The 19,012-nt window shown below is 63.6% G+C and carries 21 protein-coding genes; 2 read left to right on the top strand and 19 right to left on the bottom strand.

The genetic code is table 11. From position 1 onward, the window contains the following. Nucleotides 1-3: 3 nt before the first annotated feature. The 17 genes from BUE09_RS12170 to BUE09_RS12090 form a co-directional block, all read right to left on the bottom strand. Nucleotides 4-1,254: an MFS transporter gene (locus tag BUE09_RS12170; protein WP_083380659.1), complete on the bottom strand. Its 1,251-nt coding sequence runs from the start codon at nucleotides 1,252-1,254 to the stop codon at nucleotides 4-6. Then, nucleotides 1,251-2,024, bottom strand: a complete 774-nt coding sequence (phnP, locus tag BUE09_RS12165; RefSeq protein WP_073301206.1) for a phosphonate metabolism protein PhnP — start codon at nucleotides 2,022-2,024, stop codon at nucleotides 1,251-1,253. The genes BUE09_RS12170 and phnP overlap by 4 nt, the downstream gene beginning before the upstream one ends. After that, nucleotides 2,015-2,575 (bottom strand): phosphonate metabolism protein/1,5-bisphosphokinase (PRPP-forming) PhnN, encoded by a 561-nt coding sequence (gene phnN / locus BUE09_RS12160; protein WP_073301205.1) that lies wholly within the window; start codon nucleotides 2,573-2,575, stop codon nucleotides 2,015-2,017. Before phnN ends, phnP begins: the two co-directional genes overlap by 10 nt. Next, the gene (locus BUE09_RS12155) at nucleotides 2,575-3,720 is read right to left on the bottom strand and encodes an alpha-D-ribose 1-methylphosphonate 5-triphosphate diphosphatase (protein ID WP_073301204.1); all 1,146 of its coding nucleotides are present in this window, start codon (nucleotides 3,718-3,720) and stop codon (nucleotides 2,575-2,577) included. The genes phnN and BUE09_RS12155 overlap by 1 nt, the downstream gene beginning before the upstream one ends. Continuing rightward, the gene (gene phnL / locus BUE09_RS12150; protein WP_073301203.1) at nucleotides 3,710-4,411 is read right to left on the bottom strand and encodes a phosphonate C-P lyase system protein PhnL; all 702 of its coding nucleotides are present in this window, start codon (nucleotides 4,409-4,411) and stop codon (nucleotides 3,710-3,712) included. The genes BUE09_RS12155 and phnL overlap by 11 nt, the downstream gene beginning before the upstream one ends. 190 nt (nucleotides 4,412-4,601) lie before the next feature. Then, nucleotides 4,602-5,414 carry a phosphonate C-P lyase system protein PhnK gene (gene phnK / locus BUE09_RS12145; RefSeq protein ID WP_073301202.1) on the bottom strand — a complete coding sequence of 271 codons (813 nt, stop codon included), beginning with the start codon at nucleotides 5,412-5,414 and terminating at the stop codon, nucleotides 4,602-4,604. Then, entirely contained in the window at nucleotides 5,411-6,286 is an 876-nt protein-coding gene (locus tag BUE09_RS12140; RefSeq protein ID WP_143164661.1) for an alpha-D-ribose 1-methylphosphonate 5-phosphate C-P-lyase PhnJ, read from the bottom strand. The genes phnK and BUE09_RS12140 overlap by 4 nt, the downstream gene beginning before the upstream one ends. A 2-nt stretch (nucleotides 6,287-6,288) precedes the next feature. Beyond that, nucleotides 6,289-7,401, bottom strand: a complete 1,113-nt coding sequence (locus tag BUE09_RS12135; RefSeq protein WP_073301200.1) for a carbon-phosphorus lyase complex subunit — start codon at nucleotides 7,399-7,401, stop codon at nucleotides 6,289-6,291. Then, entirely contained in the window at nucleotides 7,401-8,000 is a 600-nt protein-coding gene (phnH, locus tag BUE09_RS12130) for a phosphonate C-P lyase system protein PhnH (RefSeq protein WP_073301199.1), read from the bottom strand. Before phnH ends, BUE09_RS12135 begins: the two co-directional genes overlap by 1 nt. After that, entirely contained in the window at nucleotides 8,000-8,452 is a 453-nt protein-coding gene (phnG, locus tag BUE09_RS12125; RefSeq protein WP_073301198.1) for a phosphonate C-P lyase system protein PhnG, read from the bottom strand. Before phnG ends, phnH begins: the two co-directional genes overlap by 1 nt. Continuing rightward, a complete protein-coding gene (gene phnF, locus BUE09_RS12120; protein ID WP_231975563.1) occupies nucleotides 8,452-9,174 on the bottom strand; it encodes a phosphonate metabolism transcriptional regulator PhnF in 723 nt (240 codons plus the stop codon). The genes phnG and phnF overlap by 1 nt, the downstream gene beginning before the upstream one ends. A 16-nt stretch (nucleotides 9,175-9,190) precedes the next feature. Further along, entirely contained in the window at nucleotides 9,191-9,985 is a 795-nt protein-coding gene (phnE, locus tag BUE09_RS12115; RefSeq protein ID WP_073301196.1) for a phosphonate ABC transporter, permease protein PhnE, read from the bottom strand. A gap of 52 nt (nucleotides 9,986-10,037) precedes the next feature. After that, nucleotides 10,038-11,045 (bottom strand): phosphonate ABC transporter substrate-binding protein, encoded by a 1,008-nt coding sequence (gene phnD, locus BUE09_RS12110; RefSeq protein ID WP_073301195.1) that lies wholly within the window; start codon nucleotides 11,043-11,045, stop codon nucleotides 10,038-10,040. A gap of 63 nt (nucleotides 11,046-11,108) precedes the next feature. Further along, on the bottom strand, nucleotides 11,109-11,954 hold the full coding sequence (gene phnC, locus BUE09_RS12105; RefSeq protein WP_073301194.1) for a phosphonate ABC transporter ATP-binding protein: 846 nt from the start codon (nucleotides 11,952-11,954) through the stop codon (nucleotides 11,109-11,111). Nucleotides 11,955-12,143: 189 nt separating this feature from the next. Next, on the bottom strand, nucleotides 12,144-12,566 hold the full coding sequence (locus BUE09_RS12100; protein WP_073301439.1) for a DUF192 domain-containing protein: 423 nt from the start codon (nucleotides 12,564-12,566) through the stop codon (nucleotides 12,144-12,146). A gap of 70 nt (nucleotides 12,567-12,636) precedes the next feature. Further along, nucleotides 12,637-13,413 (bottom strand): DNA-formamidopyrimidine glycosylase family protein, encoded by a 777-nt coding sequence (locus BUE09_RS12095; protein ID WP_073301193.1) that lies wholly within the window; start codon nucleotides 13,411-13,413, stop codon nucleotides 12,637-12,639. 920 nt (nucleotides 13,414-14,333) lie between these two features. Next, a complete protein-coding gene (locus BUE09_RS12090; protein ID WP_167369786.1) occupies nucleotides 14,334-15,215 on the bottom strand; it encodes a pseudouridine synthase in 882 nt (293 codons plus the stop codon). A gap of 141 nt (nucleotides 15,216-15,356) precedes the next feature. Here BUE09_RS12090 and BUE09_RS12085 point away from each other — a divergent pair, with 141 nt between their 5' ends. Beyond that, nucleotides 15,357-16,160, top strand: coding sequence for a DUF899 domain-containing protein (locus BUE09_RS12085; protein WP_073301192.1), 804 nt, complete (start codon nucleotides 15,357-15,359; stop codon nucleotides 16,158-16,160). 100 nt (nucleotides 16,161-16,260) lie between these two features. Continuing rightward, nucleotides 16,261-18,066, top strand: coding sequence for a thiamine pyrophosphate-requiring protein (locus BUE09_RS12080; RefSeq protein WP_073301191.1), 1,806 nt, complete (start codon nucleotides 16,261-16,263; stop codon nucleotides 18,064-18,066). A gap of 96 nt (nucleotides 18,067-18,162) precedes the next feature. Here BUE09_RS12080 and BUE09_RS12075 read toward each other — a convergent pair whose 3' ends face one another. Then, entirely contained in the window at nucleotides 18,163-18,429 is a 267-nt protein-coding gene (locus BUE09_RS12075) for a PepSY domain-containing protein (RefSeq protein WP_073301190.1), read from the bottom strand. Nucleotides 18,430-18,540: 111 nt separating this feature from the next. Next, entirely contained in the window at nucleotides 18,541-18,900 is a 360-nt protein-coding gene (locus tag BUE09_RS12070; RefSeq protein WP_073301189.1) for a copper-binding protein, read from the bottom strand. Nucleotides 18,901-19,012: the final 112 nt, after the last annotated feature.

The following is a 19,012-nucleotide window of genomic DNA, read 5'->3' as shown; positions in this document are numbered from 1 at the left end:
GCGTCAGACTCGCTGGGGCTGCGGTCGTATGTCGACGCGGCGATTCGCCCAACGCAGGGCCAGCGGACCGAGCAACAGCAGCAGCCCCATCAGGGCGAAGGCGGCCCACCAACCCGACAGCTGATCGTCGCCCAGCGCGTCGAGCACCATGCCGAACAGCAGCGGCCCGAGGAACGCACCGGTAAAGCCGGTACAGGAATACAGCGCCATGGCCGCGCCCCGGTGGCTGGCCGGCGCCACCGCCACCAGCCCGGAGGTCAGCGCCGCCGAGTCCGCGGTCACCGTGACGCTATAGCAGAGGATCAGGATCAACAGCGCCCAGAATGGCAACGCCGCGCCAAGCCCGACGAGGCCAGCCAGCACGGCGGACAGCAGCATTACGGTCATCAGCCAGCGCTGCCGGCCGAAGCGAATCGCCATCTCGTTGCCAAGAATGCTGGCCGGCATCCCGATCAGGGTCGCCAGCATCGCCACCCAGGTTCCGCTCAGCCAGGTCGGCTGGCCCTGCCAGTCACCGGCGAACACGATGAAGGCGACCAGCCAGGCGCGAAAGGCGAACAGCTCAAGGTTGTGCATGGCATAGGCCAGGCAATAGGCGATAACAGGGCGTTCCATCAACGGGGCCAAATCCAGCCAGTGCCGCGGCTCATGCAGGGCGACCGGCTTGGGCGGCAACCCGCGCCACACCATCACCCACGCAAGAAGCGCACAGCCCCCGCTGAGCAGCGCGGGGAGTTCCCAGCCGCCAAGCTTCGCCAGTTCGCCGGCAAGCAGGAAGGACAGCGCCGTGCCCAGCCCGAAGCTCGCGGTGTAGAACGCGATCGCACGCGACTGCGCCGGGCCCTCGATCCGTTCGGACAGGGCTTTGAGCCCGGGCATGTAGGTACCGGCCAGGCCAACGCCGGCCAGCACGCGCCAGAGCAGCGCCGACCAGAAGTCATCAGCCAACACGAAGCCAGCGCTGGCGAAGGCGGTCAACAGCATCGCCCAGAGGTAGATCAGCCGCGCATCGTGGCGATCGGTCAGCCCGGTCAGCACCGGCACCGCGAGCATGTAACCCAGAAAGAATCCGCCACCGATCCAGCCTGCTTCGGTGTTATCCAGCTGCCAGAGCACCTGAAACTCAGGCAGCAAAGCAGCAAAGAGTGCAAAGCCGGCCATACCCAGGGTTTCGGCGAGGCACATGACCAGGGTGAGGCGGCGAGCAGCGGGGCTTGCGTTGGAATCAGGCGGTGAAGCCTCGTTAGGGCTCATTTGGCATCCACCATCGCGGCGAAACTCAGGGACTGGCCGTCGCAGGCCATGCTGACGCCAGCCGGCAACGCGTCAGGGTTGTCCAGCAGCCAAGTATCCAAATTGTGGCCGATATGGGTCAGCAGCGCCTGTTTCGGTTGCAGCTCGGCAATCACCGCCAGCGCCTGGGTCAGGTCGTTGTGGTTCTGCGGTGCGGCTTGGGGCGGGCTCGAGCAGTCCAGCACCAGCAGGTCCAGCGGCTGCTGATGCAGTACGCTCACGCTGGCATCCGGCACCCCCAGCGTGTCCGTGAGATAGGCGATGCGGCGTCCCTCTCCTTCGAACAGATAGCCCAGGGTCGGCTTGGAGTGATTGAGCGGTAATGCGGTGACACCCAGCTCGCCCAGTGCACGATGCTCAAGCGCCCCGAAGGGCTCTGAGAAATCCAGAATGCCCGGATGCTTATAGAGATCGGCCAGGCCCTCAGGATCGCTCGGGCCATGCACCGGAATACGCATTCCCAATCCCCAGCGCAGGTGCAACAGCCCTTGCGCATGGTCGGCGTGGTAATGAGTCTGCAGGATCCCGCTGAGGCTGCCGGGCGTGAAACGCTCGGTGAGATCGGTAATGCCGCTGTCGATCAGCCAGCGCTGCGAGCCGCATTCGATCAAGGCGCAGCATGGCCCGCGGCGCCAGGCCGGATCGAGCCGCGCGCGCCCGCAAGCCGCGCAGTCACAGTTGTATACCGGCACCTGGCGGGCGTTGCCGCTGCCGAGGATGGTCAGGCGCATGCGCGGGCCTGGTCGATCAACCGAAGCAAACGCTGCACGGTCTGCTCCAGCGGACCGGAATTGTCCAGTATCAGCGCCTCGCCCTGCTCCGCCGCCGAGCGAAACTGTTCGTTGCGGGCAAGCCGTGCCTCGATCTCTTCAATCGACTCACGCCCGCGTGCCAGCAGGCGCTGACGCAGCACAGGGAGCGCCACGGTAAGCAGTACCGCCTGCAGCTGCGGGTACCGCGCACGCGCCTCGCTCAGATAGCCGCGCGACCCGTTGACCAGCACATCCTCACCCGCCGCCAGCCACTCGTCGATCTGCTGGGGTATGCCGTAGTGCAGGCCGTTGGCGTGCCAGTTCAGCGCGAACGCACCGTTGCGGCGCAGCTGCTCGAATTCGGCCTCGGTCACCGCCAGGGCATCCTCCCCCGCGGCTTCGGCGGAGCGGGTAATGACGCGCCGCGCGATCCGACACCCGCGCGCCTGCAGCGGCTCGCGGGCAGCCAGCAGCAGGCTGTCCTTGCCGGCGCCGGAGGGGCCCATCAGATAGATCAATCGTCCCTTCATCAAAACACCCTTCTGCCTTGTCTCCATACCTGTCTGACCACCGGCAGGCCATGCCTGTCGCTCGCCTGCAGCAGATCGGCGCGCAGACCGGGGCGGATCTCGCCGCGATCATCGAGCCCCGCGGCCCGAGCCGGTGCCAGACTGACCGTGGCGATGGCTTTGGGCAAGTCATAGCCGTTGCCCAGCGCCGAGAGCATGAAAGCAGCCTGTAGCAAGCTCGCCGGGTAGTAATCGCTGGAAAGGATATCCAGCGCTCCGCGACGGGCGAGATCCGCCGCAGCAATGTTGCCCGAATGCGAGCCACCGCGAACGATGTTCGGGGCGCCCATCAGCACCTTGAGCCCGCGCGCATGGCTGGCCTCGGCCGCCTCGAAGGTGGTCGGAAATTCAGCGATGGCCATGCCGAAGCCGGCCGATTCCTCGACATGCGCGAGTGTCGCGTCATCGTGACTGGCCAGCGCCAAGCCACGAGCCTGGCAAATGTCGACGACGGCGCGGCGCTGGCGGTCGCTGTGCTGCCGGGAGTTGGCGATCTGCTGGTCACTGAACGCATCCATCTCCGCCTCGCTGAGGTGGTACTTGCCCATGTAGTACTCGCGGTATTTCTGCGCGTGGGCAAACTGGCGCTGGCCTGGCGAATGGTCCATCACCGATACCAGTTGCACCAGTGGCTGCTCTACCAGATCGCGGAACAGGCTCAGCGCGTCCGGATGGCACACCTCGCAGCGCAAATGCAGCCGGTGCTCGGCACGGGTGTCACCCGCCGCTTCGGCATGCGCGATGGCGTCAAGCATGGCCGGCAACTGCTGCATGCGCTTGCCGCGCGGGTTGATGTCGCCGATAGACAAGGCGTCGAACACCGTGGTGATGCCTGCGGCGACAATCTGCGCATCGTGGGTCAGCACCGCCGAGGCCGAGGGCCAGTCGACGCCGGGGCGCGGCGTCATGTGTTTTTCCAGATTGTCGGTGTGCAACTCGACCAGACCGGGCATCAGGTAGTCGCCACCCAGATCCTGTGCCTGGGGCAGCTGGCTGTTGCCTTCGTTGAGTTCGGCAATCAGCCCGTCACGGATCACCAGCGTGCCGTCGATCACCCGCCCAGCGGTAACGACGCGGGCGTTGGTCAGAATCAGTTCAGCAGGCATGGCGGTGCTCCTCGGCAGTCATGTCCAGGTAGCGGTCGGCGACCGCTTCGCGGATCGCGCGGTCATGGAAAATGCCGATCAGCGCGGCCCCGGCGGCCTTGGCCTCACTGATCAGCTCCAGTACCACCCGACAGTTGGCCTCATCCAGCGAGGCGGTGGGCTCGTCCAGCAGCAGCACCGGCCACTGCACCATGAAGCCTCGCGCCAGGTTCACACGCTGTTGCTCGCCGCCGGAAAAGGTGCCAGGCGCCAACTGCCAGAGCCGCTCGGGAATGTTCAGCCGGGTCAACAGGCTTTCGGCACGCAGACGCGCTTGCTCCCGATCCCAGCCACGCGCCAGCGCCGGCGCCATGACTACCTCCAAACACGGCACCCGCGGAATTACCCGCAGAAACTGGCTTACATAGCCGAGGCTTTCGCGGCGCACTGCCAGCAGCTGTCGCGGCTCGGCGCCGACCAGCTCCAGCGGTTCGCCGCGATGGCACAGGCGGATGCTGCCCGTGGCCAGGTAGTTGCCGTACAGGCAGCGCAACAGGGTGGACTTGCCCGCGCCAGAGCGGCCGTGCAGTACCAGGCATTCGCCCGAGTTGACGGTAAAGCTGACCGCTCGCAGCACATCGAGGGTCACCCCGTGCTGCTGATGAAGGGTGAAGGATTTGCGGAGGTCGCGGACCTCGATCGGGCTGCTCATGGGTAACCTCGCAACATAGAAAACGGCCTGAAGTCGGGCCTGCGTACCTGGTTCGCGAGCAAGCTCGCTCCTACGAAAGCGGAAACCTCCCAGCGCTCGCGGCCGACATCGCCCTCCTGTAGGAGCCAGCTTGCTGGCGAAGCTTTTCGCGACGAACCGACCGCCATACCCGGCTTGCTTGTAAGCCTCCTCATGGCTGCAACACCGAGGACACCAACAGCTGCGAATACGGATGCTGCGGATCATCAAGAATCTGATCGGTGAGGCCGGTTTCCACCACGCGGGAGCGGCGCATGACCATCAGCCGATCCGCCAGCAGCCGTGCCACGGCCAGGTCGTGGGTGACGATCACCACGGCCAGATCCAGCTCGTGCACCAACCCACGCAACAGGTCGAGCAGGCGCGCCTGCACGGATACATCGAGACCGCCGGTGGGCTCGTCCATGAACACCAGGCGAGGTCCGGACACCAGGTTGCGGGCGATCTGCAGGCGCTGTTGCATGCCACCGGAGAAGGTGCGTGGCAGATCGTCGATACGCGCCGGGTCGATCTCCACCTGGCTCAGCCAATCCAACCCGGCCTGGCGCAGCTGGCCGTAATGGCGCTGCCCCTGAGCCATCAGCCGCTCGCCGATATTGGCGCCAGCGGATACACCCATGCGCAGCCCGTCGCGCGGGTTCTGTTCGACGAACCCCCACTCGGTGCGCAGCAAGTTGCGACGCTCCGCCTCGCTGGCGGCGTAGAGATCGAGCCAGGCACCGTCGCGTCCGCGGTAGCTCACCGAGCCCCGGTCGGGCGGGCAGCGTCCGGAGAGCAGGCTGAGCAGCGTGGACTTGCCGGAGCCGGACTCACCGACGATGCCCAGCACCTCACCGGGATAGAGATCAAAGTCGACGCCCTGGCAGCCAGTATCCGGCCCGTACAGGCGCGTCAGCCCGCGGACCGACAGCAAGGGCTGATCCACGCGGCTGACGGGTTGTTGCAAATCGAGCGCGGCGTTCATTCGGCGGCCTCCTGGGCGTCTCGGCGCTGGGTGCAGTAATCGGTATCCGAGCAGACGAAGCGCTTGGTGCCGGCGTCGTCGACGATGAGTTCGTCGAGGTATGAGCTGTCGCTGCCGCAGAAGGCGCAGCACTGGTCCCACGCCTGGATGGCGAAAGGGTGATCCTCAAAATCCAGGCTGCGCACGTCCGTGTAGGGCGGCAAGGCATAGAGGCGCTTTTCGCGGCCGGCGCCGAACAGCATCAGCGCCGGGCTCATGTTCAATTTCGGGTTATCGAATTTGGGAATCGGCGAAGGATCCATCACGTAGCGGCCGTCCACCGTCACCGGGTAGGCATAGCTGGTGGCGATATGGCCGAAGGTGGCGATGTCTTCGTAGAGCTTGACGTGCATGACCCCATAATCGGCCAGCGCGTGAATGGTCCGGGTCTCGCTTTCCGAGGGTTCGATGAAGCGCAACGGCTCGGGAATCGGCACCTGATAGACCATGATCTGGTCGTTGCGCAGCGGCGTTTCGGGAATCCGATGGCGAGTCTGGATCACCGTCGCCTCGGGCGTGCGGGTGGTGGTGGCGACCCCCGCGGTGCGGGCGAAGAAGCGGCGGATCGACACGGCGTTGGTGGTGTCATCGGCGCCCTGATCGATCACCTTGAGCATGTCCTCGGCGCCCAGAATGGCGGCGGTCAGCTGCATGCCGCCGGTGCCCCAGCCATAGGGCAGCGGCATTTCGCGCCCGCCGAAGGGCACCTGATAACCGGGAATTGCCACAGCCTTGAGCAGCCCGCGGCGGATCATGCGTTTGGTCTGTTCGTCGAGGTAGGCGAAGTTGTAACCCTGCTCCGTCGCGCCGGGCTGACGGTCAATAACGGTCATATTCATGCGCGGCGCTCCTTGGCATCGGGCTCGGACTCGGCCGTGGTGGTCTCCTCGACCGGCGCGCGGCGCAGCTTGCGAATCAACTCCAGCTCGGACTGGAAGTCGACGTAGTGCGGCAGCTTGAGGTGCGAGACGAAGCCACCGGCTTCGACGTTGTCGCAGTGCATCAGCACGAACTCTTCCTGCTGCGCCGGGCCCTGTACGGTCTCGCCGTACTCGGCGCCGCGCAGCGCACGATCGACCAGGGCCATGCCCATGGCCTTGCGCTCGGCGTAACCGAAGGCCAGCCCGTAGCCGCGGGTGAACTGCGGGTCGATGCCCTGCCCGCCGACGAACTGGTTGACCATCTCGCACTCGGTAACTTCGATATCGCCCAGCGGTACGGCAAAGCCCAGCTCTGGCGGTTCCATCCAGACCTCCACCTCGCCAATGCGGATTTCCCCAGCAAAGGGGTGATTGCGGCCATAGCCACGCTGGGTCGAATAACCCAGCGCCAGCAGAAAACCTTCATCGCCACGGGCCAGCGCTTGTAGCCGCTGCGCGCGGCCGCTGGGGAATTCCAAGGGTTCGCGGGTGATGTCCGGCACGGCCTGATCGTCGCCGCGCTCGGGCTTCATCAGACCTTCCTGGGCAAGCAGGTCGAGCACGCGCGGACAGGCCGCAAGCTCGGCTTGAGGATCAAGCTCCGGACCGGGATGCTCGCCTTCGGCCAGCAGGCTGAAGTCCAGCAGGCGATGGCTGTAATCGAAGGTCGGGCCGAGCAGCTGGCCGCCGGGCAAATCCTTGAAGGTGGCCGAGATGCGCCGGTTCGGGCGCATCTGCGCGGTTTCCAACGGGACGCTGGCGCCGAAACGCGGCAGGGTGGTGCGATAGGCACGCAGCAGGAAGATCGCTTCGAGCAAATCACCGGCCGCCTGCTTGATCGCCAGCGCCGCCAGCTCTTCGTCGAACAGCGACCCTTCGGCCATCACCCGCGCCACCGCCAGCGGCAGTTGCTGACGGATCTGGCTGACGCTCAATTCGGGCAAGGCGGTGTCGCCGCGGCGCTTCTTTGCCAGCAGCCGGTGAGCATTGTCGATGGCCTGTTCGCCACCTTTGACGGCTACGTACATCAGGCGACCTCCTCTATCGATGCGGCTATGCGGGTGCTGCGGGGCAAGCCGATCAGTGATAGATCAGCGGCAAAAAACAGGTCCAGCCCGCGCGGAAAATCGTTGCGAGCGGCGCGCTGCTGCCAGAACGCAGCCGGTACCGGCAGGCTCACCTCGCGCTGGCCGAGGATGCCCGGGCCGCTCCAGCTCAACGCTGCGCCACCCTCGAGGGCATCGAGCTGGACCAGCAGCGTGCAGGACTGATCAGGGAAGCGTTCGCTGCCGGTGCAGAAACCGGACAGGTCGACGAGCTCCTGAACGCCGAGCAGCGCGAAATCGGCTGATTCGCGTTCGGCTACGATCGGGCAGCCGCAATGAAACGCCAGGTTGGCGCGCACCATCGGCGTATCGAACGCAGGTGCCAGCCACAACCGCGTGTCGCCGTCGAGCAGGCTCAGGCACAGCGCGTAGCTCGCCGGGGCCAGAGGTTCAAGCGCCTGTACGGGAATCAGCGGCTGCGTCAGGCCAGGCTCGGCTAGTGCTTTCAGTGCTGCGCGGAATACTCGTTGGCTGTCGAGCACCTGATCGTCGAACGCCGGGTGCAAAAGATCTGCGCTCATCAGTCTTCTCCTCTGACCAGGGTGAAAAATTCCACTTTGCTGCTGGCCGTCTCGGCGTCCTGCGCCGCCCGACGTGCCGCCTGGATGGAGGCAAGCGGCGAGATGACTTGCGCCTGCCAATGCGCCTGATCGCGACCTTGCAAGTGCGCATCGGCCAGCGCGGCCAGTTCAGCGTGGCGCTTGTCGCGCCCGGCAACGTAGCTGTAGCCGGTCCGCCCATCGCCAAGCCGCACCACGCAACGGGTAACGGTCATTTCGCCGAGGTTGAACGCCGCACCCGTACCGCCCATGCGGCCGCGAACCAACGTCATGCCGATTTCCGGGGCGCGGACCAGCTGGTAGTTGATGTCCTTCAGCTCGGCCTCGTAGCGCGCCAGCTCATCGCCGGCACGGGCGAGCACGCCCATCCAGCGTTGGCGAGTGGCAATTTCTGGGGTCATGCGCGTCTCCATCAGGTGGCGACCTGGTACTGGAAGCGATCGGCGCGGCTGGTCGACAGCGACAGCTCCACCGGCCGCCCGGCCAGGTCATGTGAAAGGGTGAGTACGGTCAGCAGTGGCGCGTGGCGCGGCATCAGCAACTGGTCAGCCTCGTCCGACGTGGGCAGCCGGGCGCCGATCAGGCTGAAGGCGCGGTGCAGCGGCAGTTGACGTTCGGCCAGGTACTGGCGCAGCGACCCGCCGTTGTAGTCCTCCAGCAACACCTGGCGGCTGGCACAGAAGCGATGCCGGATCAGGCTGACCGGTTGCTGGTCGAGCAGCCGCAAGGTATGCAACTCCAGCAGGGTCGCACCCTCGCCCAGCTTCAGGTGATCGGCTTCTTCCGGAGTGGCCGAACGCAACTGGCGCTGCAGCAGCCGCGCCTGGACACCGTGCCCCTGGGCCGAGAGTGACTCGCTGTAGGCACTGCCGGCCGCCAGCGGATAGATCAGCGGACGCGCCAGCACGCGGGTACTGCGGCCCTGTTGGCGCAACACCCGACCCTCGCTGACCAGCTCATCGATGGCGCGGCGTAGCGTGTGCCGATTGACCGCAAACCGGGTCGCCAATTGGACCTCACCGGGCAACTGATCGCCGGGCTGCAAGTGGCGCAACTCCTCACGCAACTGAGCGGCCAGCTGCAGGTAGCGCGGTTGAGGTTGTCTAGACAGGTGCATGGCTAAAAAAGGACGCACACGGCGCCCGTCTCCGTCAGATGAAGAGTTTGCGCAAGCGCTGGGAGATGATGTCGATCACGCTGACCACCGCCACGATGACGATCAGCAGCGCGCAGGTCTGGCCGAACTGGAAACCGCGAATGGCTTCCCACAGGATCACGCCGATACCGCCGGCGCCGACCATGCCCACCACCGTCGCCGAGCGCACGTTGGATTCGAAGCGATACAGCGCGTAGGAAATCCATAGCGGCAGCACTTGCGGAATGACCCCGAAGATGACTTCCTGCAGTGCGCTGGCGCCGGTGGCACGCACGCCTTCTACCGGGCCCGGTTCGATGGCCTCCACCGCTTCAGCAAAGAGTTTGGCGAGCACGCCGGTGGTGCCCACGAACAGCGCCAGTACGCCGGCAAAAGGGCCGAGGCCGACCGCGACGACGAAGAGCATGGCGAACACCATCTCGTTGATCGAACGGCACGCGTCCATCAAGCGCCGGACCGGTTGGTAGACCCACCAGGGCACGATGTTATCGGCACAGAGAATGCCCAGCGGAATCGCGCAGAGGATGGCCAGTACCGTGCCCCAAAGGGCGATCTGCACGGTGACGATCATCTCCGTCAGATACAGCTCCCAGTTGCTGAAATCCGGGGGAAAGAAGTCGGCGGCGAAGGTCGCCATGTTGCCGGCGTCTCGGATCAGCGTAAGCGGGTTCATCTCGGCGCCCTGCCAGGACCAGCCCAGCAGTGCGAGAAACAGTCCCCAGCCAACCAGCTTGAACCACGAGTGTTTCTGCGGCTCGGCAACTGGGGTATGCGCGGTCAGTGAAGTCATCGGATGCTCCGGCAAACAGAAGTCGGCCGCCGCTTACGCGGCGGCCAGCGGATCAGCCAGCCGTGGCGGCGGCGGTTTTCTGCTCGATCTCGGCCATGCGCTGCTCGAGGGCGGCGAGCTGGGCGTCCAGTTCCTTCAATTGAGCCTGCTTGTCGCTGTCGTCCAGCTTGGCGTTGTTGGCGACTTCACTACGCTTCTTGAACAGCTCCAACTGACGGATCGGCAGCAGCTGGTCATCATCCGAGGCGCGGAACTTGCCCCACTGCAGGTCAGCCAGCACCTCCATTTCGCCGGGCTTGTCGCCGTAGGTCATGAAGAACTCACGAATGTCGGCTTTGGTCGCATCCGGCAGGTTTTTGCGCCAGACCATCGGATCGGCTGGGATCAGCGGCGAGGTCCAGATGACCTTGAGCTGCGCGGCCTTCTCCGGTGCGGTCAGTTCCAGGCGCTCCATGCCCTCATTGTTGAACGTGCCGACATCGACCTGTTTGTTGGCGACCGACAGGGCATTGACTTCATGGCTGCCGTTGAGCGAGCGCTTGAAGATCTTGTTGGCGTCTACCTTGTTTTTGGCGAACACGTAGTAGCCCGGCACCAGATAGCCGGAGGTGGAGTTCGGATCACCGTTGGCGAAGGTCAGCTTGCCGGCATCCTTGAGCATGTCTTCGACGGAGTTGATGGGGCTGTCCTTGTGCGCCACCAGCAGGCTGTAGTAACCCTGCGCACCGTTGGACGCGACGGTCTGGGCGAAGATTTCGCCGCCGGCGCGGTCCACGGCTTCCATCGCCGACTTGTTGCCATACCAGGCCAGGTCGACCTTATCGAAGCGCATGCCCTGAATGATGCCGGCGTAATCGGGCGCAAAGAACGCGTTGATCTTCATCCCGGTGCGCTCGCTCATGGCCGCGAGGAAGGGATCCCAGACGGCCCGCAGGTTCTGCGAGGATTCGGTGGAGATGATGCCGAAATTGAGTTCCTTGTCTTCCGCGTACGCGCTGCCCAGCAGCGAGCCGGTCAACAAGGCAGAGGCGGCCAGTACGCGGCCAATACGATTGAACATGGAAAAGCTCCTGTCATTGGATGACGGTGGGGTTGGCATGCGTGGCATCAGAAAATCAAGAAATCAGGCCCGCGCCAGGCTCAGCGTCCGCACCTGCTCGGGCACTGGAACGGCAGGTGTGCGGGTCTGATCGGAGAACAGCAGGCTGGCGTCGAGATCAGCGCCGTAAAGATCGTTGAGAAGCCGCGAATCGAGGTCGGCACAAGCACCGTCGTAATGAATACGGCCGTCCTTCAAGGCCACCGCTCGCTGGCAATAACGCAAGGCGTAGTCAACCTGATGCAGCGTGACGACAACGGTCTTCCCGTCGAGGCGATTGATGTCCGCGAGGATGTCCATGACCTTGCGTGCGGACTCGGGGTCGAGCGAGGCGATCGGCTCATCGGCGAGAATCACTTCGGCCTGCTGCGTCAGCGCCCGGGCGATGGCCACGCGCTGCTGCTGGCCACCGGAGAGCGTCGAAGCACGCTGTTCGGCACGATGCGCCAGTCCCACGCGGTCCAGCGCCGCCAGTGCCTGTTGCTTCTGCTCGGCGCTGAACATGCCCAGCGAACCGCGCCAGCGCGGCATACGCCCGAGAAAGCCCAGCAGCACGTTGTCCAGTACGCTGAGGCGATTGACCAGGTTGAACTGCTGGAAGATGTAGCCGATGTCGGCACGCAACCGCCGCACGTCCGCGTTCAGACGTCCCGCCGACTGCACCTCGCGCCCCAGCACCTGAATATGGCCACCCGCGCGATCACCGCAGGCCAGCCCCGCGATGTGCCGCAGCAGCGTGGACTTGCCGGAACCGGATGCGCCGATCAGCGCCACCATCTCACCTGGCTGAACGGACAGCGCCAGGTCATGCAGGGCACGTTTGCCTGCGAAGGTCTTGTTCAGACTGTCGACACGGATCACCGCACTCATGGACCGACTCCCTCATCGAGAACGACGGCAACCGTTGGCGGCCGTCTGATGAGGCATGACCTTAGGCACGACCCATGTCGTTTCGGTGAAAGGACTGTGACCGTTCGATGACTTGTCTAAACAGGCGCAACGGACAAGCAGGCGCGTGCCGTCTCGCTCGCCGACCGGTGTCGGCCCGTCGTATCGGGACTAGTCCGGGATGCCGGTCACCTGATCGCCAACCTCGAGTCGGTGTTGACGAAACCAGCCCTGGTTCACTTCCAACGCGTAACGCGCGGGCTCGCGCGAACAGCGGATCGTGGTGTCCAGCGGCTGCAGATCGAGGATATCGACGATGCGCCCCTGCTCGTCCATGAAGGCCGCCGAGAGCGGCAGCGGCGTGTCTTTCATCCACAGGCAGTGACGGCGGAAATCGCCGAAGCGAAACAGCATGCCGCGATCCGCCGCGAGCTCGGTGCGCTCCATCAGGCCGCGCGCGCGCTCGTCGGGAGAGCGGGCGTATTCAGCCTTGAGTGGCGTTGCGCCAAGCTGCAGGTCGAGCAGCGGCTCACTGGCGTGAGCAGTGGCGAACCCGGCCAGGGCAACGAGCGATGACAGCAAAGCGGTACGCATGGAACGGTCGACCTCGGAGCGGAGAATGCAGGCGGCTGCACAGCCGACGAAGCATACATCGACTGCCTTGCTAGGCATCGGTGGCGGGTTGTTCAGCTGCCACCTGATCGCTATCGCCGTAGCGCTTCTGACAACGCTCGCAATAAAAACTGCGGCGCTGGCTACGGCCCAGTGACTTGGCTTTGACGAAGGGAATCTTGCAGCGCGGGCAGGTCGTTTTGGTATGCGCCAACCAGTGCGCCTTGAGCGTGCCCTCGCGCTTCCACTGAAGGAAATCGAAGCTGTAGGTCCGTGCTTCGTTAACCAGCGCCCGCAACTTGGTCGCCGGCAGCTCGCCGACCAGTGACAGTGGATGGATGCGCGTGCGAAACAGCACTTCGTTCTTGATGATGTTGCCGGAGCCGGAAAACAGCGTTTGGTCCAACAGTGCATCGCAGGCCAGCAGCCGGGGCCGTGCGCGCAGCTTCTTCAGTGCGGCACGGCTGTCCCAAGCGTCGCTCATCACATCGGCGCTCCAGTCGTAGGCCTCATCCAACGGGCCTTCGATGAATTGCACCGAGCAGCCGTAGAAATTCAGCTCGCCGTTGGCAAAGCCCAGGCTCAGGCGCGGCGCGGACTCCTTGCGCTCGTTGATGCGATAGCTGCCGAACAGCAGCAGATGGATACGCAGGGATACGTCGTCCAGCTCGATCAGGAAGTGTTTGCCCCAACTGCGAAACGAACGCACCGTCTGGCCGACCAACCGTGATGTATCGAGCTTGCTATTGCCCTCCGCACGCTCGACGGTCTTGCCTGTAAATGCGGCAACTTCTTCGCGAAGGATGACGATGGATGGACCTTCAGGCATGGCGATAGCGCTTCGGCTTGGGCGTTAACGATATCGACTGAGAGCGGCTAAGAAGGTGCGGATCGATGACAGAGCCCCTAGTGGTTTGTGCGATTGGGGCAAGGGCCGAGAGCTATTCGCGGTCAAGACCGCTCCCACCCTCGTACGCGGGTCAAGACCGCCCCCTCAGTCCATGCTCAATCATTTCGCGGGCAAAACCGCTCCAGTCACAGTTGGAGCTTCATCTAAAGCAGTCGTGGCGTCGGGATAACGGCAGGAGAGACTGCCAAGGTGAGTGAATAAAACGATATGAAGCACACGCCGCCTGTGGGAGCAGCCTTGACCGCGAGGGCATGCCAACGCCGTTCCAGTCGAGCTGTAAACACCTCTCGAAACACCGCCACTCGCGGAGCGGCTAAGCGTTATTCGCGGTCAAGACCGCTCCCACCCTCGTACGCGGGCCAGTACCCGACCCACAGTTCGCGCTTGATCATTTCGCGGGGAAAACCCGCTCCAGTCACAGTTGGAGTTTCATCTAAAGCAGTCGTGGCGTCGCGATAACGGCAGAAGATACTGTCAAGGTGCGTGAACAAAAACGATATGAAGCACACGCCGCCTGTGGGAGCGGTCTTGACCGCGAGGGCGTGTCAATGCCTTACCAGTCGAGCCGCGGACAGCTTTCGATACACCGCCGCTCGCGGAGCGGCTAAGCGTTATTCGCGGTCAAGACCGCTCCCACCCTCGTACGCGGGCCAGTACCGCCCCACAGTCCGTGCTTGATCATTTCGCGGGAAAAACCGCTCCAGTCACAGTTGGAGCTTCATCAAGCAGTCGTGGCGTCGGGATAACGGCAGGAGAGACTGCCAAGGTGAGTGAATAAAACGATATGAAGCACACGCCGCCTGTGGGAGCGGTCTTGACCGCGAGGGCGTGCCAACGCCTTACCAGTCGAGCTGTAAACGACTCTCGAAACACCGCCGCTCGCCAGTCAACGGGTCGTCGAATTGCAGCCCGCGCGCCAGCAGCTTGAGCGGCAGGTCATAGTCGTCCTGGTCACGCCTCGCCCGCTCGATCAACTCGGGGTAGAAGGGGTCATTGCAAATACCGGCACCCAGCGTGGCCATCTGCAAGCGCAGTTGATGTTTGCGTCCGGTAACCGGATAGAGCGCGTAACGCCAAAGCCCGCCGCGGCGTTCGAGCACCTTGATGCGCGTCTCGCTATTGGGTTCGCCTTCGCCGCGCTTCATCAGGAAGAACGGCTCACCGTCGATCATGTGCAGCCGCTCCACACGCGGAAATTCAAGGTCAGGTAGCGCCGGGCAGATCGCCTCATAACGCTTGTCGATACGGCGCTCGCGGAACAGTGCCTGGTAGCGACCGCGACTCTCGGGATTGGTCGAGAACAGCACCAGCCCAGCCGTCAGTCGGTCGATGCGATGGATCGGCACCAGATCGGGATTGCCCACACGCTTGCTCAGGCGCGCCAGCAGCGTCTCGTTGACGTATTCGCCAGCCGGCATCACCGGCAGAAAGTGCGGTTTGTCGGCCACCAGCAGGTGGTCGTCCAGATGCAGCACGGCTTCCTCGAACGGGATCGGCTTCTCGTCCGGCACCTCACGGAAGTAATAAACCTTTAAACCCACCTGATAAGGGTGGTCGAGCGCCAGTGGCTGCCCGTCCGCACCCAGCACGCGGCCGCGGGCGAAACGATCGAGCCAGGTCGCCCGGTCGATTGCCTGAAAATGCGCACATAGGCAGTCAAGCACAGTGGCCCAGTGACCTTGGGGCAGATGCAGGGTGCTGCGGGCGGCGGGAGCGGGCATGGCGGCGATACTGGAGGAAACGGCCGTTGATGATACCCGACTGAACGGCCCGCACCTCGCTGTCGATTTGCGCAAAAGCCAATCGACCATTGCTTGAATGCATCGGAATCCCGATGCGCGCCGCGCTACCGGAGGCCCACAGTGAAGAACCACTCGATCGTTTCCCCCCAGCAATGGCTGGCCGCACATGCCGAACATTTGATCAAGGAAAAACAGGTCACCCATCAACGCGAGGCCCTGGCCGCCGCCCGTCGCGAATTGCCCTGGACCCTTGTGGATAAGGATTACCGCTTTCAGGACGCACAGGGCTCGGTGAGCCTGGACGACCTCTTTGGCGGCCGTAGCCAGCTGATCATCAAGCACTTCATGTTCGGCCCGGACTGGGAGGAAGGCTGTGTCGGCTGCTCGTTCGAGATGGACCATCTGCAAGGAACGCTGGTGCATCTGGCCAACCACGATGTCAGTGTCGTTGCCGTGTCGCGCGGCCCCTTCGCGGCGATCGATGCTTTTCGCCAGCGCATGGGCTGGAGCATTCGCTGGGTGTCTTCGGCCGGTAGCGATTTCAACCGTGACTTCCACGTGTCTTTCGACCGCGAGGACATCGTCGATGGCAAGGTCTTCCACAACTTCGCCTGGGAGCCTTTCGTCTGCGAAGAGCTATCGGGCTTTAGCGTGTTCTATCGCGACGAGGACGGGCGTATCTATCACACCTTTTCCGCCTATGGGCGTGGCGCCGAGGAGTTGCTGGGCAGCTATGTACTGCTGGACATGACCCCTAACGGGCGCAACGAAAACGGGCCGCGGTACAACCTGACCGACTGGGTGCGTCACCATGATCGCTACGGCAGTGCGGACACCGTAGATGCAACCGGCCGCGCCAATCGCAATGATTCGGCTACCAGCCAAGGCTGCTGTCATCAGGCAGAGACCCTGTCATCCGGCTGAAACCCGCGAACCCTGGCGGCAACGCCCGGTCCAGACTAATACACCAGGCGTACGGCAATCGTCGCCTGGGCTGCTTCCAGTCCAGACCAGGCGAAATCTCATGGCGATAACAGTTGGTGACTTCCTGATCGAACGCCTCTATCAATGGGGCGTTCGGCGCATTTACGGCTATCCGGGCGATGGCATCAACGGCGTGTTCGGCGCGCTGAATCGCGCCAATGAGAAGATCCGCTTCATCCAGGCGCGGCATGAGGAAATGGCGGCGTTCATGGCCTCGGCCGATGCCAAGTTCAACGGCGGGCTGGGCGTGTGCATCGCCACCTCCGGCCCAGGCGCAACGCATCTGCTAACAGGGTTGTACGACGCCCGCATGGACCACATGCCGGTGCTGGCGATCGCTGGCCAGCAGGCCCGTACCGCCATGGGCGCGCACTATCAGCAGGAAGTCGACCTGGCCTCTATGTTCAAGGATGTCGCCGGTGCGTTCGTCCAGCAAGCCAGCACACCGGGGCAAGTACGCCATCTGGTGGACCGAGCGATACGCACGGCGCTGGGACAGCGCACGGTCACTGCGATCATCCTGCCCAACGATTTACAGGAAATGGAATACAGCGACCCTCCGCGTAGCCACGGCGCGGTGTTTTCCGGCATCGGGTACAACCGACCGAAGATCGTGCCCTACAACACAGACCTGATCCGTGCGGCCGAGGTGCTCAACGCCGGCAAGAAGGTCGCGATTCTGGTGGGTGCCGGCGCGCTGGACGCCACCGATGAAATCATCGCGGTGGCGCAGAAACTCGGGGCGGGCGTGGCCAAGGCGCTGCTGGGCAAGGCCGCGGTGCCGGATGACCTGCCGTGGGTAACCGGTTCGATCGGCCTGCTCGGCACCGAACCGAGCTACAAGATGATGAATGAATGCGACACGCTGCTGATGGTTGGGTCGGGCTTCCCTTACTCCGAATTTCTGCCCGAGGAAGGCCAGGCCCGCGGCGTACAGATCGACCTCAAGGCGGACATGCTCAGCATCCGTTACCCGATGGAAGTGAACCTGCAAGGGGACTCGGCGGAGACCTTGCGCGCCCTCCTGCCACTGTTACTGCACAAGGCAGATCGCGAGTGGCGGGATCGCATCGAGAACTGGCGAGACGACTGGGACGACACGCTGGTCGAGCGCGCCATGGTTTCGGCGGAACCGATCAATCCGCAGCGCGTTGCACTCGAACTCTCGCCACGGTTGCCGGACATGAGCATCGTCACCAGCGATTCAGGCTCCTGCGCCAACTGGTATGCGCGCGACATTCACCTGCGTCGCGGCATGATGGGCTCGCTGTCCGGTGGGCTGGCATCAATGGGCGCGGCAGTGCCCTACGCCATAGCAGCCAAGTTCTGCCATCCGGAGCGCACGGTGGTGGCGATGGTGGGCGACGGTGCGATGCAGATGAACAACATGGCCGAACTGATCACCGTGGCCAAGTACTGGCAGGAATGGGAGAACCCGCAATGGATCTGCTGCGTATTCAACAATGAGGATCTGAATCAGGTGACCTGGGAGCAACGGGTCATGGAGGGCGATCCGAAGTTCGAGGCGTCGCAGAACATACCCAACGTGCCCTACCACCGTTTTGCCGAATCCATTGGGCTGGTTGGCATCTATGTCGACCGTGAAGATCAGGTCGTTGCCGCCTGGGAGCAGGCCTTCGCCGCGGACCGGCCGGTCCTGATCGAATTCAAGACCGACCCCAACGTGCCGCCTTTGCCGCCGCATCTGAAGATCGATCAGATCAAGAAGTACGCCACGACACTGCTGCAAGGTGACCCCGATCAGGCCGGTATTCTGGTGCAGTCAGCCAAGCAGATTTTCGCCAAGGTGATGCCGAATCGTAACAAGGACAAGGACTCGCAATAGTCAAAACCTGCGAACCTTGGGCGGGCGGGCCGGATCAGGAATGAGCCGGCCCGCCAAGCGGCAAATAGGGTTTTGCCGCGCGGGGTCAGCACACGATCAGTCTTCTTTATCGCGGGTCACTTCACCGGATTTACCGTCAATCTTGAATTCCCAGACCTTGCCGTCAGCCTTCATGCCTTCGCCTTCCCAGGAGTCACCATCGGCATCGATGGAGTGCAGCGTGGTGTAGCCGGCAGCCTTGGCTTTTTCCACGGCTTGCTCGAGGGTGATCCAGTCGGCGCCCGGCTGGTCAGCCAGTGCAACGCCACTAGTAGTTCCCAAAACAGCAACGGCAAGGGCAGCGGTCAATTTCTTGTGGTACATGATTGAATTCCTCGTGTTATCGGGACGAGCCACACGGTGGCCCTTGAAAATACGAGCTCAACGGCGGGTGATTGGTTCACTGCAACCGTCCGCGCCGGCGACCTGTCTGTATCAACGCTTGTCGATGGAGACCAACGCAGCCTCATCCCCTTCGCTTTGGAAACCGATCTGCACCGCATCGCCCTTGGCCAACCCTTCCAGCTGCTCGCGACGGGCCTGAAATTCCATGGTCGAAGCGGGCCATTTCAACGCCGGCACCGGGCCATGGGCGATGGTCACCACGCCTCGTTCACGATCGATTGCCTCGATCGTGCCGGTGGCGCGCATAACGGGTTCGGAGACCATTTCGGTGGCCGGGCCGGCATCGATATCCGGAGAATCTGAAGGGGCCGCAGGCTTGAGTAGATCCTGAGCGAGCGCAGCCGGGGCGAGCAGTACAAGACTGAGCGTGACGCAATAGAACGCTTTCATGACGGACCTCCTGGATCAGGTGGACGTACGCCGTATTGGACAATGCGGTCGCCCCTATTGCTCTGCCAGCCGGCTTTTCCGCACATCGTCGCGTTCAGTTTCGCGTAAGCCG

Origin of the sequence: Stutzerimonas xanthomarina DSM 18231 (assembly GCF_900129835.1) — a bacterium.
GTDB classification, from domain to species: domain Bacteria; phylum Pseudomonadota; class Gammaproteobacteria; order Pseudomonadales; family Pseudomonadaceae; genus Stutzerimonas; species Stutzerimonas xanthomarina.
The sequence above is the reverse complement of the archived record's forward strand: the minus strand, read 5'-3'. Positions and strand labels throughout refer to the sequence as shown.

Coding starts and splice junctions, on each gene's coding strand:
- phnE (WP_073301196.1), bottom strand. CDS start 9,985: ATGACTTCACTGACCGCGCATACCCCAGTTGCCGAGCCGCAGAAACAC.
- phnN (WP_073301205.1), bottom strand. CDS start 2,575: ATGAAGGGACGATTGATCTATCTGATGGGCCCCTCCGGCGCCGGCAAG.
- BUE09_RS12170 (WP_083380659.1), bottom strand. CDS start 1,254: ATGAGCCCTAACGAGGCTTCACCGCCTGATTCCAACGCAAGCCCCGCT.
- phnH (WP_073301199.1), bottom strand. CDS start 8,000: ATGAGCGCAGATCTTTTGCACCCGGCGTTCGACGATCAGGTGCTCGAC.
- BUE09_RS12155 (WP_073301204.1), bottom strand. CDS start 3,720: ATGCCTGCTGAACTGATTCTGACCAACGCCCGCGTCGTTACCGCTGGG.
- phnP (WP_073301206.1), bottom strand. CDS start 2,024: ATGCGCCTGACCATCCTCGGCAGCGGCAACGCCCGCCAGGTGCCGGTA.
- phnG (WP_073301198.1), bottom strand. CDS start 8,452: ATGGAGACGCGCATGACCCCAGAAATTGCCACTCGCCAACGCTGGATG.
- phnD (WP_073301195.1), bottom strand. CDS start 11,045: ATGTTCAATCGTATTGGCCGCGTACTGGCCGCCTCTGCCTTGTTGACC.
- BUE09_RS12080 (WP_073301191.1), top strand. CDS start 16,261: ATGGCGATAACAGTTGGTGACTTCCTGATCGAACGCCTCTATCAATGG.
- BUE09_RS12095 (WP_073301193.1), bottom strand. CDS start 13,413: ATGCCTGAAGGTCCATCCATCGTCATCCTTCGCGAAGAAGTTGCCGCA.
- phnK (WP_073301202.1), bottom strand. CDS start 5,414: ATGAACGCCGCGCTCGATTTGCAACAACCCGTCAGCCGCGTGGATCAG.
- BUE09_RS12075 (WP_073301190.1), bottom strand. CDS start 18,429: ATGTACCACAAGAAATTGACCGCTGCCCTTGCCGTTGCTGTTTTGGGA.
- phnC (WP_073301194.1), bottom strand. CDS start 11,954: ATGAGTGCGGTGATCCGTGTCGACAGTCTGAACAAGACCTTCGCAGGC.
- BUE09_RS12100 (WP_073301439.1), bottom strand. CDS start 12,566: ATGCGTACCGCTTTGCTGTCATCGCTCGTTGCCCTGGCCGGGTTCGCC.
- BUE09_RS12135 (WP_073301200.1), bottom strand. CDS start 7,401: ATGTACGTAGCCGTCAAAGGTGGCGAACAGGCCATCGACAATGCTCAC.
- BUE09_RS12070 (WP_073301189.1), bottom strand. CDS start 18,900: ATGAAAGCGTTCTATTGCGTCACGCTCAGTCTTGTACTGCTCGCCCCG.
- BUE09_RS12090 (WP_167369786.1), bottom strand. CDS start 15,215: ATGCCCGCTCCCGCCGCCCGCAGCACCCTGCATCTGCCCCAAGGTCAC.
- phnL (WP_073301203.1), bottom strand. CDS start 4,411: ATGAGCAGCCCGATCGAGGTCCGCGACCTCCGCAAATCCTTCACCCTT.
- BUE09_RS12140 (WP_143164661.1), bottom strand. CDS start 6,286: ATGACCGTTATTGACCGTCAGCCCGGCGCGACGGAGCAGGGTTACAAC.